The sequence below is a fragment of the Streptomyces huiliensis genome, assembly GCF_020037025.1.
GTDB classification, from domain to species: Bacteria; Actinomycetota; Actinomycetes; order Streptomycetales; family Streptomycetaceae; genus Streptomyces; species Streptomyces huiliensis.
This window is the reverse complement of sequence record NZ_JAIQLH010000002.1, coordinates 40,564-55,111: the sequence shown is the minus strand read 5'-3', so window position 1 is coordinate 55,111 and position 14,548 is coordinate 40,564. Positions and strand designations below refer to the sequence as shown.

Here is a 14,548-nt window from a genome sequence, read left to right as displayed (position 1 = left end):
TTCACGCAGTCTCGGCACGCGGTGCTTCAGTGGTGTGGCCCCCGCGGTGGGGGAGAGCGCGCGGCGACAGTCGCCGTCTTGGTGAGCAGGGTGCGTCGGTGCACCGGCTGCCTCCTCCAGGGAGCCGGTGCCGAGTGCGCCGGCGGTGGACGGAGTCTGTTGGTCGACTGGATCGGTCTGGGTCAGCCTGGTATGGCAGGGCCCCTTCCCACCTCACGCGAACACGGGATATGTGTGCTCGCCGGCCTGCGCTTGGCGCGCACGCCGTCGAACGGGAGTACTGTCTTCTGTCTCGAAGTTCCTGTAAGCATTGCTCTGTGCGACGCTCGCGCATTATGGAGAAACGCATGAGCGCTTGAGTGAGAGCGGAAGTCCACGGGGGGTGGATCAGCGGACGCCGCTGCCGTGCTGTCGTCGGCCGACAGCGACATGGGAATCAGCCGATTGATCCGTCTACGACTGTGCCGACTCGGAGTGCATCAGGAGCCCCCGGTCCTGCTGCGCGGTCCACAACGGGTGACCCTCGAAGCTCCCGACGAGGAGGTACGCGGCGGACTCGGTGCTCGCAGCCCGCCCGTGCGCGGCCTCCGGGAGCCGTATGTCCCCGCGTACTGAGGTCGGCACCGTCGCCATTCCGAGGGAGATGGGACGTGTCCTTAACCGGACTGACAGCGCCGCATGAGGCGGCCCTCACGGTAGGCCGAGAGAAGGAGCGAGCCGCACTGCGCGGCGTTCTGGGAAAGTTGCAAGCCGGTACCGGCGGCTGTGTGGTGATCGAGGGCCCAAAAGGTGCCGGCAAGAGCCACCTGCTGGACGTCGCCCGGTGCGAGGCGGCCCGGCTCGGGCTGCGGGTCGAATCGGGCGAGGACGTCCTCACGCGACAGGACCCTCACGCCGGCATCGTCGAACTCGGATTGGGTGAAGAGCCGTTCGTCGTCATACTGGACGGGGTTGAACGGTTGTCCGAGGCTGCGTCCCTGCTGCTGGCCTCTTTGATTCGCCGTACCGGCGACCGGCCCGTGCTGTGGCTGCTCGCTTGCAGGACGCGGGGCGGAATGGACCCCGCCGGCATGGTTCTCGAGGAGATCGCGGCCCGGTACGCCACCCGACTGCCCCTGAAGCCGCTCGGCAGAGCGGCCTTGGAGGAGATGGGCGCCTCGGTGTTCGGTGCTGCGATGGAGCCCCGGCTGGCCGAGCTCGTCCACCGCACCGCGGGTGCCCCCTGGCTGGTGCGGTTGCTGCTGGAGGCTTTGGCGGAGGAGGGACTGGTACGCGTCCGCTCCCAGCGGGCAGGATTACGCAGCCATGAGCTGCCCCGACGTCTGGTGGACGCCGTGGCCCTGAGGATCAACGAGCTGTCCGAGGACGCCCGGCAACTGGTGACCGTGCTGGCTGTCTTCGACCGTCCCTGCGGGCTGCACGAGGCAAGCGCCCTGCTGGGCAGACCACTGGTCCAGGCCACGGCCGCCGCGCACGAGGCATTGGCCGACGGAGTGCTCGTCGAGCGGGAGCGGGGCCTCGACTTCTGCTGCCCGCTGGTCCGCGACGCGGCCTACGCGTACCTCACTGAGGCCACCCGCACCGCCCTGCACCGGGAGACCGCGCTCTTCCTGCAGCGTGACGGCGCGTCCGCGGCGGAGGTGGCCCGGCACATCGCGCTCGGCAGCAGGCCGGGCGAGGACGCGGTCGGCAGGCTGGTCGCGTTCATCGAGCGGATCGGCCACGCGCCGCAGCAGGTCACGGACTCGGTCCGGTTGCTGTCCGCCGTGGGCCACCATGAGGAGGCCCGCGCCCTGGTGACCAGAGTGCTGCAGGAGAGCGGCAGCGAGGGCGAAGGGGAGAGCGGAGACACGACGCGGTGTTCCGGGCAGGCCCTCAAGGTACAGACGTTGCTGACCGTCGCCTCCACCTGGCTCCATACCGGCGGGAACGACGGACTGTCCGGCCGGGCTGTCGGCCTGCTCGACGAGGCAGCACTCCCACCCGCCCAGCGGGCCCGGTTACTGGCCGTCCGCGGCATTGCCCACCTATGCGAACTGGAGCCGGAGGCGGCGGAGAAGACCGCGCGCCGGGCGTTGTGTGCGGGCGAGGAGAGCGGCGACCTTCTCAGTCGGCTGATCGCCGACATGACACTGAGCCGCTGCGCTCTCGCCGCCGGCGATCTCGACCAAGCGGTCGGACAGGCCTGCGAAGCCATGCACTTGGCCCACCTCGGCGGCCGGGAGACCGCCCAGCATTATCCCCACCTGCTGATGGCTCCCGCGCTGGTCGCTTATGACGAACTCGCCGAAGCAGAGACAATGTTGCGCCTCGGAGAGCAGCAAGCCGCGCGCAACGGCGACATCTGGCTGCAGCCGATGTGGCAGTACCAGCGGGCCCAACTGCTGCTTGCCTCCGGACGCCTCCGCGACGCCGAGCGGGCCGCCGAGGACGCGGCGGCCTGCTCTGAGCCGCGCAGCCCGGTCGGCTCCGCCGTCCTCGCCCTGCTGGCCCACCTCGCCCTACTGCGGGGCCATGTGTCCACCGCCCGCTACCACCTGCGCTGCGCCGCTCTGGGGCCGCTCGACTCACTGGACTCGGCCCCGGAGGACCTGCTGTGGCGGCGTGGGCTGCTTCAGGAGGCGGAGGGTCACCTTCAGGTGGCATTCCGGACGCTGCGCCCGCTCTACGGCTCGCTGACGGCGAGGCCCAGGCTGCTGACCCGTGAGCCGGAGGCCGCTGCGACTCTGGTGCGTCTCGCCCGCTGCGCCGGCGCACGGGAACAGGCCGCCACGGTGGTGGCCGTGATGCGACACCTGGCACGTCGGCACCCGCGCGTGCCGACCCTCCAGGGCGCCGCCATGCATGCCGAGGCCGTTCTGCGGGACGATCCGCGCTTGGCGGAGACGGCGCACCGGGAGGAGCGGCTGGCTGCCCGCCCGTTGGCGCTTGCCTCCGCGCTGGAGGACAGCGGCGTGCTGCTGTGGGCCGGCGGCGAGAGCGAGCAGGCTACGATCCGGCTGCGGCAGGCGCTGTGCTTGTACGAGAAGGCAGGGGCCGGCCTCTTCGCCCGCCGGGTCCGCGGACGCCTGAGCGAGCGGGCCGTACAGCCCACGGACACTCGTCAGAGCCCAGTGCCCGGTTGGGAGTCGTTGACGGAGTCGGAACGCCGTGTGGGTGAGCTCGTGGCCCAGGGCCTCACCAACCGTGAGGTCGCCAAGCGATTATTTCTTTCTCCTCACACCGTCGACAGCCACCTGCGCCAGTGCTTTGCCAAGTTCGCGGTCAACAACCGGGTCGAACTGACGCGAGCGGTATTGGAACACCACAATCCGCGTGATCCCGAGAACACGTGATGTGGCCCTGGAGCACCCAGGGCACAGTGGTTGTGCGGCGGCGCCCCCGCAGTGCGCCGCACTCGGTCCCCTGCCCACGGTTGCACCGGCCGCGGGACACCCAGGGGGCTTCCGTCCGCTGGAGGAAACGATGGTGGAACAACCGACGACATCCGCCGAGTCCGCACTGGCGACGCGGCGCTCCGCCCCGGCATCCGCGGTGGAGCACCTGCTTCACCCCGACCCGGGGCCCTTCGCCCTGCTGTGGCGGCCCGCCGCACATGGCCGGGACGTCGTGGAACTCCTCACCGGTCCCGTACGGGAACTCCGGAAACTTGGCGAGCTCCAAGAACCACAGGAGTCGGGAGAAGCTCCTGAACCGGGTGAACCTGCCCATTGCAGAGCCCGCCGCCACCCGCCCGGTGCCGTACTCGCACTGCTGCCGTTCCGGCAGATCACCGAGCGCGGCTTCGCCTGCCGCGACGGCAAGGAGCCCCTCCTGGCCATGTCCGTCGAGGACCGGGCGGATATACCGGTGGCGGACGTGCTGGCACGGACGGACGAGTTTCCGCTCGGCGGGGCTGAGGCCGCCTTCGACCTGGATGACACCGCCTACGCGGCGCACGTACGCCGGGTGATCGACGAGGAGATCGCTGCGGGTGCCGGCGCCAACTTCGTTCTGGCCCGTACTCTGAGCGCCCGATTGACGGGCAGACCGCATCTGCACGCGCTGGCCATGTTCGGCCGCCTGCTACGCCAACCCGGTGCTTACTGGACGTTCGTGGTCCACACGGGCAAACGGACCTTCGTGGGCGCCACCCCGGAGCGGCATGTGTGCCTGAGCGCCGGCCGGGCGGTGATGAACCCCATCAGCGGTACGTACCGGCACCCCTCCACGGGTGCCGAACCGGGCGGTCTCGTCTCCTTTCTCACCGACCGCAAGGAGACCGAGGAGTTGTCCATGGTCGTCGACGAGGAACTCAAGATGATGGCCGCAGTCTGTCCGGACGGTGCCCGGTTGCGCGGGCCCTACCTGAAGACGATGACGCGCCTATCGCACACCGAGTACCTGCTGGAGGGAGCCAGCGACCGCGATCCGGTGGACATCCTGCGGGCAACCATGTTCGCTCCCACCGTGACCGGCAGCCCGCTGGAGAACGCCTGCCGGGTCATCGCCCGGCACGAGCGCGGAAGCCGTGCCTATTACGGCGGCGTAGCCGCGCTTATCGACACCGACCGCCAGGGCCGCCCCGCCCTTGACTCGGCGATCCTCATCCGCACCGCCCATATCGACCCGGTCGGTACGCTGCGGCTGAGCGTGGGGGCCACCTTGGTACGGCATTCCGATCCGGTCTCAGAGGCTGCCGAGACCCGAGCGAAGGCCGCCGGGTTGCTTGACGCCGCAGGGCTGCGGCTCGCGGGGGAGCCGCAGCCCACCGGCCCCGCGACGGAGTCTTCGGCGGCTGTCGAGGGCCCTGAGGCGCTCGGCGCCCATCCCCGAGTGCGCACGGCGTTGGCACGTCGCAACGCTTCGCTGGCCCGCTTCTGGCTGGCGAACCCGTCCGGGCCGGTATTGCCGCCTGGTGGCCCGCCGTTGCGCGGAACGACCGCTGTGGTGGTGGACGCCGAGGACACCTTTACCGGCATGCTCGCCATCCAGCTACGCGCCTTGGGCGCGCACACTACCGTGCTGCCCTACTATCGGGCCGAGCATCACCTCGCCGGGGCGGGCCCCGACGGGCCGTCCGGTGATCTGATCGTCGTCGGGCCGGGCCCGGGTGATCCGCGGGACCGCACCGATCCGCGTATTCGCACGGTGCGCGCCACCGTCGCACGACTGCTCGCCTCACGCGCGGCGTTCGTCGCAGTGTGCCTGGGGCACCAGATCCTGGCGGGAGAGCTCGGGTTGGCACTGCGGGCCCGCTCCGTCCCGCATCAGGGTATCCAGCGGGAGATCGGCTTGTTCGGGCGCCGCACACACGTCGGCTTCTACAACTCCTACGCGGCTTATGCCTCCTCTTCACGCCTGCGCTGCCCGGGAGTGGTCGGCGAGGTGCTGGTCTATCGAGATACCAGGGACGGCGAGGTCCACGCGTTACGCGGGCCCGGCTTCACCTCGGCCCAGTTCCACCCGGAGTCGATCCTCAGCCGGGATGGTGTCGACCTGCTGGCGGACCTGGCCCGCACTGCCCTGACGAGCCGCCCGGTCACCGTCCCGGCGATCCGGAGCCACGGAAGGAAGGGCGCATGACCGGCACGACGGGACGGCCTACCGCCTACGAGCGCCTCACTGTCGCCCCATGGCCGGTGCCGGCCGGCCGGCATCACCAGGAGCCACCCTGGGCCGGCCATCCCGCGCTCGGTGAGGTGTCGGGGCGGCTTTCGACAGCACCCCCGCTGGTGTCCGTCGATGAGGTGGGGCGGTTGCGCGACGAACTGGCCGCGGTCGCCCGCGGCGACGCCCTCGTCCTGCAAGCCGGCGACTGCGCCGAGAACCTGGAGGAGTGCGGGCCCGAGCAGGCCGCGGCCCGCGTCACCGTGCTCGACGCCCTCGGGGACCATCTCGAACGCAGCTCGGGCAGGCGCGTCGTGCGGATCGGCAGGCTCGCCGGCCAGTTCGCCAAGCCGCGTTCGCAGCCTACCGAGCGCGTCGGAGGCCGGGAACTTCCCGTGTTTCGCGGGCACATGGTCAACTCCGCTGAGCCCACGGCCGAGGCGCGACGCCCCGACCCTTGGCGCATGCTCCGGGCCTACGAGGCCGCCGGCACCGTGCTGGATGCCGTCCGGAAACGCCGGGGCGATCGGGACACGGGCCCGTGGGCGAGCCACGAGGCGCTGGTACTGGACTACGAGCTCCCGCTCGTACGCGGCGGGCCGGAGGCCGTCGGCCCGCTGCTGACCTCGACCCATCTGCCGTGGGTGGGGGAGCGCACCCGGCAGCCCGGCTCCCGGCACGTGACGCTGCTCGCCTCGGTCGCCAACCCCGTCGCCTGCAAGATCGGACCCACCGCCACCCCGGACGAGGTACTACTGCTGAGTCGGCTCCTGGACCCGGGCCGGACACCGGGCCGGCTCACGCTGATCGTGCGCATGGGGCGTGCCGTCGTCGCGGAAGCGCTGCCGCCCCTGGTCGCCGCGGTCCGCAGGGCGGGACACCCGGTGGTGTGGCTGTGTGACCCGATGCATGGCAACACCGTGCGCGCGGTCGGCGGGCGCAAGACGCGGTACCTGCCCGATCTCATCGCGGAGGCCGCGGCGTTCCGGGCCGTGCTGGAGCAGCAGGGGCAGCATGCGGGCGGTGTCCATCTGGAAACGGCGGCAGACGACGTCAGCGAGTGCGTGGGGGGCCCGGTCGGTTCCCCGGATGCCCTCGCTCGACGCTACACCACCCTGTGCGACCCGCGGCTCAACCCGGAACAGGCCCGGCGCTTTCTGAATACCTGGGCGTGAAGCAGTGGCCACGCCCACTGGAGGGCAATTCGATGAGCAGCACCGATATGACCGGCACAGCCGGCACCACCCCTCATCCCGTGCACGAACCCGCCGCCGGCCCGCCGCCCGGTACGGTCGCGCTCGTCACCGGAGCCGCCGGCGGAATCGGCGCCGCGGTCGTGCGGAGGCTCGCCGCGCAAGGGTTGCCTGTCGCGGCCGCGGACGTGGCAGTCGAGCCGCTCTCCGCGGTGGTCAAGGGGGTGGTGGAGGCGGGCGGCACCGCCCGGGCCTACCCGCTCGACGTCTCCGAGAGCACCGCCGTGAACGCCACTGTGGCCCGTGTCGAGAACGAACTGGGACCCATCGGCGTGCTGGCCAGTGTGGCCGGGATCCTGCGCGAGGCCCCGGCCCTCGCGCTGACCGACGAGGACTGGACGGCGACCTTCGCCGTGAACGCTCAGGGTGTCTTCCACGTCCTACGGGCCGTGGGGCGGCAGATGGCGCGGCGGCGAGAGGGCGCCATCGTCACCGTCTCCTCCAACGCCGCCGGCGTGCCCCGTTCCCACATGGCCGCATACGGCGCCTCGAAGGCGGCGGCGACCGCATTCACCAAGACGCTGGGCCTGGAACTCGCCCGGGACGGGGTGCGCTGCAACGTCGTCGCGCCCGGGTCGACGCACACCGCCATGCTGCACGGACTGTGGCACGACGAGCAGGGCGAACGGGCCACCCTGCACGGCGATCCGGCCGCCTACCGGGTGGGCATCCCGCTGGGCCGGATCGCCGAGCCTGAGGACGTCGCCGAGGCCGTGGCCTTCCTGCTGTCCCCGGCGGCGTCGCACATCACCATGCACGACCTGTACGTGGACGGCGGCGCTGCCCTCGGCCGCTGACGATCACCGACCCAAGGAGAGTGCACGGTGCGGATACCCGCAGACGTCACCTACCCGATGCCTCGCGGCGTACGTGGGCCCGCCGGACCCGCCTTGTGGCGGTTCTCCCCCGACCGCGCCGCGTTGCTGGTCCACGACATGCAGCGCTACTTCCTCGGCTGCTTCGCCGCCGACGCCTCACCTCGCCGTGAGCTGACACGGCACACGGCGCTCCTCCTCGCGGCGGCTCGCGAGGCGGGGGTCCCCGTGCTCTACACCGCTCAGCCGGGCGCCATGACCCGTGAACAGCGGGGCTTGCTGCACCGGATCTGGGGAACCGGCATGTCCGCCGACCCCGGGCACCAGGAGATCGATCCCACGGTCGCGCCGCGGGAGGACGAGCCAGTGCTGACCAAGTGGCGCTACAGTTCCTTCGTCCGCACCGACCTGCTGGAAAGACTCACGCGCATGCGGCGTGACCAGTTGGTGGTCTGCGGGGTCTATGCGCACATCGGTTGTCTCGTCACCGCCGTGGACGCCTTCTCGCACGACATCCAGCCGTTCCTGGTGGCCGACGCGATGGCCGACTTCACCGCCGAGTACCACGCACTGGCCCTCGACTACGCCCGGGAGCGGTGCGCCGAGGTCACCACGACTGCCGCCCTGCTGTCCGGGTTCCGGGCCCACCGCCCCGGTGGCCCGGCGGTCGAGCTCCCGGCCGGAGCCCGGCATGCGGACTGAGCCGGGAGGGGGAGCGCCCGCGCGTAAGCGCATAGTAGTGGGGCTCACCGGAGCCACCGGCGCCATCTACGGAATCCGGCTGCTGCAGGCGCTCGCGGCGGTGCCGGAGGCGGAGACACACCTGGTGCTCAGCAGGTGGGCACGCACCACCATCGGCCTCGAGACCGAGTGGTCGGCTGGCGAGGTCGCCGCGCTGGCGGATGTCTGTCACGCCTCGGACGACCTGGGCGCGACGGTGGCCAGCGGCTCGTTCCCCACCGACGGCATGGTGATCGCGCCATGCAGCATGAAGACCCTCGCGGCCGTCCGCACCGGCTACTCCGAGGGCCTGGTGGCTCGTGTCGCCGACGTCACCCTCAAGGAACGACGCCGTCTGGTGCTGGTGCCCCGCGAGACGCCGCTCAGTGAGGTGCACTTGGAGAACATGCTCTCCCTGTGCCGCATGGGCGCCGTCATCATGCCGCCGGCGCCCGCCTTCTACAACCGGCCCCGCACTCTTGACGAGATCGTCGACCACTTGGTCTCGCGGGTGCTGGACCAGTTCGGTCTCGAGACATCCGCGCACCGCTGGGAGGGCATGCGCGCCGCCCGCCTGAGGGCCACCTCCTGAAGCCGGCCACCCTGAGGGCACCGGCCTCGGCGCCGGGCCTCGTACCGCCCCACACATCCTCTTCCCACCGTCGCGCCCTGGCGGGCGGTGTCACTTCGGGAAGGCGGCGAACCGTGCCGTACGACGACCTTCGGGCGTTCCTCGACGCCCTCGACGAACAGGGCCAATTGGTCCACATCACGGAGCCGGTGGATCCGGAAGCCGACCTGGCCGTCGCCGCGAACGCCGCAGCGCGCATGGGCCCCGACGCACCCGCTCTGTGCTTCGAGCGGGTGACCGGATACCCCACCGGCCGTGTCGCGGTCAATGTGCACGGTTCTTGGGCCAACCACGCGCTGGCCCTCGAACTGCCCCCCACCACACCGGTCCGTCGGCAGGTGGAGGAGTTCAGCCGCCGTTGGGAGTCCTTTCCCGTGCCACCGGAGTACCGCGAGGCACCGCCGTTCCTCGCCCACACCCTGCACGGCGACGACGTCGACCTCTACTCGGTGCTGCCTCTGTTCCGGCTCAATGCCCACGACGGCGGCTTCTACGTGGACAAGGCCGCCGTGATCACCCGCGATCCGGCGGACCCCGGCCACTTCGGCAAGCAGAACGTGGGGATCTACCGCCTCCAGTGCAAGGGAAGGCGCCGGTTCGGCATCCAGCCGGGATCCATCCATGACATCGCACGGCATTTACGCAGCGCCGAGGAGCGCGGCGAGGACCTGCCGGTCGCCGTCGCGCTCGGCAACGATCCGGTCATCTCCCTAGTCGCCGCCACACCGATGGCCTACGACGAGTCCGAGTACGAGCTGGCCGGTGCGCTGCGCGGAGCTCCGGCGCCGATCGCCCGGGCACCGCTGACCGATCTGGACGTGCCGTGGGGCTGCGAGGTGCTGATGGAAGGGGTGATCAAGTCCCGGGTCCGCGAGATCGAGGGACCCTTCGGGGAGTTCACCGGCCACTACTCGGGCGGGCGTCGGATGCCGGTCATCAGGATCGACCGGATCTCCTACCGGACCGACCCGCTCTTCGAACACCTCTACCTCGGTCTTCCGTGGACCGAGATCGACCATCTCATGGGCCCCGCCACCTGTGTACCACTGCTTCAGCAGCTCCGCGCGGAGTTCCCCGAAGTCGTCGCCGTCAACGCGATGTACACCCATGGCCTGGTCGCCATCGTTTCCACCCGTTCCCGAGTCGGCGGATTCGCCCGCGCGGTGGGACTCCGGGTCGCTACCACCCCACACGGGCTGGGGTATTGCAAGGTCGTCATCGTCGTGGACGAGACAGTGGACCCCTTCGACCTACCGCAGGTGATGTGGGCGCTGTCAACCAAGTTCAACCCGGCTGACGACCTGATCCAGTTGCCGGTCATGCCTATTCTGCCGCTGGACCCGTCCTCCGATCCCGCAGGCATCAGCGGAAAGGTCGTGCTCGACGCCACCACCCCCACCGCCCCCGACCGGCGCGGCCGGCACACCGCCCCCGTGCAGGACCTGCCTGGCACCGGAGTATGGCTGGAGAAGCTGCGCGGCATGACGGACCGGGCACGCCGATGAGGGGGCAACCCGGGAACAGGCCACCCTCATCGTGGCGGACCGCGGCCGGAACCTCGGAGGAGCCGGACGGAAGGGACACACGAAGATCGCGCAACAGACCCCGGGAACCAGGGAATAAATCAAACGCACAGGGAGGAACCGCCATGATCTGCCCCCGCTGCCGGTCGAAGAGTGTGGAGACCGTGAAAGTCGCGCCGGGCGGCGCATGGCAGGTGCACCAGTGCACCTGCTGCTGGTACGGCTGGCGCAACACGGAACCGGCGGCAAGGACTGTACCGGAACGGTTCCCCGAGGAATTCCGGCTGACCCGCCAGGCGATCACCGACGCCCCCGAACTTCCCGCAGTGCCTCCGCTTGCTCGTCCCGTCCACGCCGACGCCCAAGGAGCGGGCGATGAACGATGAGCACTGGCCCGGCCGGCGGCGGGCGCTCGGCTCTTTGGCCGCCTCCGCCGGCGCCGCCGCGCTGTTGGCATCCGGGGCGGGCGTGTCCGTCGCCCGGGCCGCGGCAGCCGGGCGGTCCGCGCCGCGCGACGAGCTGCCCGCCGAGCCGCACTTCACCGTCACCGGTACCTACCGCCCTGTCGACCTGCTGCCATCGAGGTTTATCGACTACGACACCGGGCCGCTCGCTCACACCCCCGGGCGGTTGACGTCGGCCACCGGGCCGGCCGCGCCGTTCGCCTCCGTCCTCGTCGACGTGGCCGCCCTGCCGACTGGCGCCGAGGTCGCAGCGGGGCTGGAGACGGCGGACGGTGACCGGGCGGTACGGGCCCGCTGCACCGCACAGGGCACCGTCTCCCTGGAGGTCGTCACCCCGGACGGCACCACGACGGTCGCCACCGCCGGGCACCGGTTGCGCCCACCCTTCCGGCTCGCCTTCGCGGTGACCGGCCACACCGTCGCCGCCTTCGCCGCCACCGATGGACCCGGACTGCCCTGGCGACCCCTGCTTACCGACGGGGGTGCGGTGGCCGTCCTCCTCGATCTGCGTCGGCCTGCCCTGCTGCGGCGCCTGCGGTACGCGTGCCGCAGCGACTCTGCCGTACTGCGGCGGGTGCGTGGCGGGCTCTTCGGCCAGCTCGGGCTCCGCGACCTGCACCTGGTCCAAGAGGCCGAAGGCCGCCCCTACGTGCGGAACGGGAGGGTCTTCTTCACCGCGGGATGTGCGGGTGCCGGCTTCTCGCAGGAGGCCCACACCGGCGTATGGGCCATGGACCCCGCTCGTCCAGGGCGGTTGGAGCAGGTCGCCAAGCTCTTCTTCGCCCGCGGGGGGCTGCTCTTCGGCGACCACGGCGGGCAGGTCATATACGACGCGGCCCGCAACCGATTCATCGTCGTCACTGTCGGCGGCAACCTGCCCTCCCCCGGAGTGCGGTTGTACCACACCACGACTTCCGCCGACTTGATACGCGGGGTCCACGTGCTCGACGGCCGTCCGCTGGAGTTCCCCTTCACCCGCAGCGCCTGGGACCCGGCCTTGCTGCGCAGCAACGGCCGTTGGCTGTGGGCGTATGTCGATGTGACCGCCTACCAGCCCGAATTGCACTTCCACCCGGTCCTGGCCGCCGCGGCGAGGGGCGGCGACTACGCCGACGGCCTGGCCCGGCTGCCGGTACCCGACGGCCCGCAGCAGACGGAGGGCTGCCGCTGGCAGTGGTTCGGCGGACAGCCGCGGCTGTTGGTGAGTGACCGGGCACACCGGGCGTACCGACGGCTGGACCTGGCGATGCGCTCATGCGGGACCCTCGACGCTCCGTACCCGTACGGCACGCCCTTCCCACAAGTCTTCCGCGACCCGCGGCGCGGGCAGCACGGCTGGCTGTTGGTCACCTTCGACGAGACGGGCTATGAGCAGGATGTGCTCCCCTACGGCACTCATGGTCGGGTCGTGACGATGTATGCGCCGGGCGGTCGTTTCCCGTGACAGCGTGAGCGGGCCCCACAGCCGTCGGAGTGGGGCCCGCTCACGTGGTTCAGCGGCCGATGGCCTGGGGGAAGTCGAAGAACCGCTCCGGGTCGTAACGGTGCTTGATGCGGGCCAGTTGCCCGTAGTTGCGCCCGTAGTAGGCCCGCTGCCAGTCCCGCAGGTCGGGGTCGGTGTAGTTCTGGTAGGACTCGCCTGAGGCCCAGGGCAGCATCGAGGAGTGCAGTCGCTGTGCCCACCGGGTCACGTCCTGCTTGTGTTCCTCGGGCGCGTCTACGGGCACCTGAGCCAGATACTGGAGCAGGAACCGTTGACGGCGGTGCACGAAAGCGGTCGTGTTCGGCTGCGGCCTGTTGTACGCGCCGCCGAAGGCGTGGAACTCCAGCCCGCGAAGCTGGGCGCCCGACCCCGGTGCGGTGAACGCTCGCGTGAGCGTCTCCACCGCCTTGGGAGTCATCACGTCATCGAAGAAGCTGGATTTGGTGAGCGCGTACTCGAAGCGGGGCAACTTCCCGTCCGGCGTCTGGCCCTCGCCATGGCACTGGGATCCGGTGAACTCCGAACAGCCCGCCCAGTGCATGACCGCCGCCCAGTACGACATGGTCCGGCGGACGACCTTCACCGGCTCATGGCCGACCAGGGCGGTGAAGCGGTCGAGTTGCCGGTCCAGTTCGGCCGGGATTCCGGCCCACTGCCCGAAGGCGTAGAGCTGCGGCTCGATCGCCGGGCCCGGAGTTCGTACGAACATGCCCGAGCTTAGGTCATCGGGGGCATCGGGTGCCCAGTGCTGCCAGGCGGGCAGCACCTCGGCCGCCCGGGACCAGGGCCAATGGAGCTCGAAGACGGTGGGATCGTCGGCTCGGAACGGCTCGAAGGTGAAGTCGCTGACGAAGCCGAAACTGCCGCAGCCACCGCCGCGCAAGGCCCAAAACAGGTCGGGGTGCCGGTTCCGGTCGCAGGTGACGATCCGTCCGTCGGCCAGCACCACTCGGACCGAGGTCAGCCGGTCGGAGGTGAGGCCGTGCCGCCGTCCCGCCATGCCGAAGCCGCCGCCCAGGGTGAGCCCGGATATGCCGACCGTGGGACACATGCCGCCGCTGATGGTGACACCGTGTGCGAGCAACGTCTGCTGCAGGTCGACCAGTTTGGTGCCTGCCTGGGTATGGACGAGCCCGTCCGCCAGCGTCGTCCGGTTCATGGGGGAGAGGTCCACGACGATGCCGGGGCCCGTGGAGTAGCCGCCGAAGCTGTGCCCGCCGGATCGTGCGACGGCCCGCACCCCGTACTGCTGCGCGAACCGCACCGTCTCCGAGATGTCTTCGGTACGGGAAGCCTGCACCACGGCAGCGGGCCGGATGGCGTCGTACCGCTTGATGTAGGTGCCGTGCGCCAACTCGTAGCCTTCGTCGTCCGGAAGCAACACCGTGCCCTCCACACTGCGGCGCAGTGCGTTCCAGTCCGGCTCGCTGTGGGGGGAGCCGTGGGGCTTGGCGGCCGCCACCGGCATCAGTGGGGCGGCACCGAGGGCGCCCGCGGCGGTGAGCCCGCCCAGCGCCACGAAGCTCCTGCGGTCCATCATGTGGCCTCCTCCTTGGAGTCCCGTCTTCCAGCACTTGTGGCGGCGGCACCACCCCGGGCGCGCCGGCGCTCTTCGCGATGGGTGCGCTGCTCGCTGTGAACGTAGTCGGACGGGCCGACCGCACGAATCACGAGAACACGTGATGTCCTCAGCCGAGGGGGAGGGGCAGGGGAGTGTTCCTGGACTTCCGGGCGATCAGGGGGCCACGAGGAGGGGCCACGAGGAGGGGCGCCGCTTTCGTCAGGGCGTGGCAGCCCCGGTGTGGCCGGACCACCGGGACCGCGTGCCGGGCCGCACGAGTCGGTCAGGCGGTCGAAAACAACCGTCACCGAACCCCGCGTGCGGCGGAACACCCGGTAGGCATGCTGGAGCCGAACATCGGGTCTGACCGCCCGGGTCCTGCCTTAGCAGCGCCGGGTGGTCGGCGACCACCGTCGCGGAGCCGGGGGCGATCTCGGTGAGGGCGGCGGGAGCACGGACGCCACCGGCCGGGAGCTCGGATACCACAGGCCGGGGGCGCGGCCGACGGC

General features: G+C 70.8%; 10 protein-coding genes and 1 pseudogene. 9 read left to right on the top strand and 2 right to left on the bottom strand.

Annotated elements, in window-relative coordinates:
* Positions 1-767: 767 nt before the first annotated feature.
* The 9 genes from JNW98_RS36455 to JNW98_RS00345 all read left to right on the top strand — a co-directional run bounded on the left by JNW98_RS36455 (position 768) and on the right by JNW98_RS00345 (position 12,439).
* Entirely contained in the window at positions 768-3,335 is a 2,568-nt protein-coding gene (locus JNW98_RS36455; RefSeq protein WP_223765996.1) for a helix-turn-helix transcriptional regulator, read from the top strand.
* A 130-nt stretch (positions 3,336-3,465) separates the two neighbouring features.
* Positions 3,466-5,565: an anthranilate synthase family protein gene (locus JNW98_RS00375; RefSeq protein ID WP_223765995.1), complete on the top strand. Its 2,100-nt coding sequence runs from the start codon at positions 3,466-3,468 to the stop codon at positions 5,563-5,565.
* Entirely contained in the window at positions 5,562-6,764 is a 1,203-nt protein-coding gene (locus JNW98_RS00370; RefSeq protein WP_223765994.1) for a 3-deoxy-7-phosphoheptulonate synthase, read from the top strand. The genes JNW98_RS00375 and JNW98_RS00370 overlap by 4 nt, the downstream gene beginning before the upstream one ends.
* Positions 6,765-6,796: 32 nt before the next feature.
* Positions 6,797-7,639, top strand: coding sequence for a 2,3-dihydro-2,3-dihydroxybenzoate dehydrogenase (locus JNW98_RS00365; RefSeq protein ID WP_223765993.1), 843 nt, complete (start codon positions 6,797-6,799; stop codon positions 7,637-7,639).
* 27 nt (positions 7,640-7,666) lie between these two features.
* Entirely contained in the window at positions 7,667-8,359 is a 693-nt protein-coding gene (locus JNW98_RS00360; RefSeq protein ID WP_223765992.1) for an isochorismatase family protein, read from the top strand.
* Positions 8,349-8,969: a UbiX family flavin prenyltransferase gene (locus JNW98_RS00355; RefSeq protein WP_223765991.1), complete on the top strand. Its 621-nt coding sequence runs from the start codon at positions 8,349-8,351 to the stop codon at positions 8,967-8,969. Before JNW98_RS00360 ends, JNW98_RS00355 begins: the two co-directional genes overlap by 11 nt.
* Before the next feature lie 113 nt (positions 8,970-9,082).
* A complete protein-coding gene (locus JNW98_RS00350; RefSeq protein ID WP_223765990.1) occupies positions 9,083-10,513 on the top strand; it encodes a non-oxidative hydroxyarylic acid decarboxylases subunit C in 1,431 nt (476 codons plus the stop codon).
* Positions 10,468-10,917: a non-oxidative hydroxyarylic acid decarboxylases subunit D gene (locus tag JNW98_RS36450; protein ID WP_308015422.1), complete on the top strand. Its 450-nt coding sequence runs from the start codon at positions 10,468-10,470 to the stop codon at positions 10,915-10,917. Before JNW98_RS00350 ends, JNW98_RS36450 begins: the two co-directional genes overlap by 46 nt.
* Positions 10,907-12,439, top strand: a complete 1,533-nt coding sequence (locus tag JNW98_RS00345) for a hypothetical protein (RefSeq protein WP_223765989.1) — start codon at positions 10,907-10,909, stop codon at positions 12,437-12,439. Before JNW98_RS36450 ends, JNW98_RS00345 begins: the two co-directional genes overlap by 11 nt.
* Before the next feature lie 49 nt (positions 12,440-12,488).
* Here JNW98_RS00345 and JNW98_RS00340 read toward each other — a convergent pair whose 3' ends face one another.
* Together JNW98_RS00340 and JNW98_RS36795 are read right to left on the bottom strand one after the other, a co-directional pair.
* On the bottom strand, positions 12,489-14,018 hold the full coding sequence (locus tag JNW98_RS00340; RefSeq protein WP_223765988.1) for an FAD-binding oxidoreductase: 1,530 nt from the start codon (positions 14,016-14,018) through the stop codon (positions 12,489-12,491).
* Between the two features lie 393 nt (positions 14,019-14,411).
* A pseudogene (locus tag JNW98_RS36795) lies at positions 14,412-14,513 on the bottom strand (peptidyl-tRNA hydrolase); the annotation flags it as partial.
* Positions 14,514-14,548 lie beyond the last annotated feature (35 nt).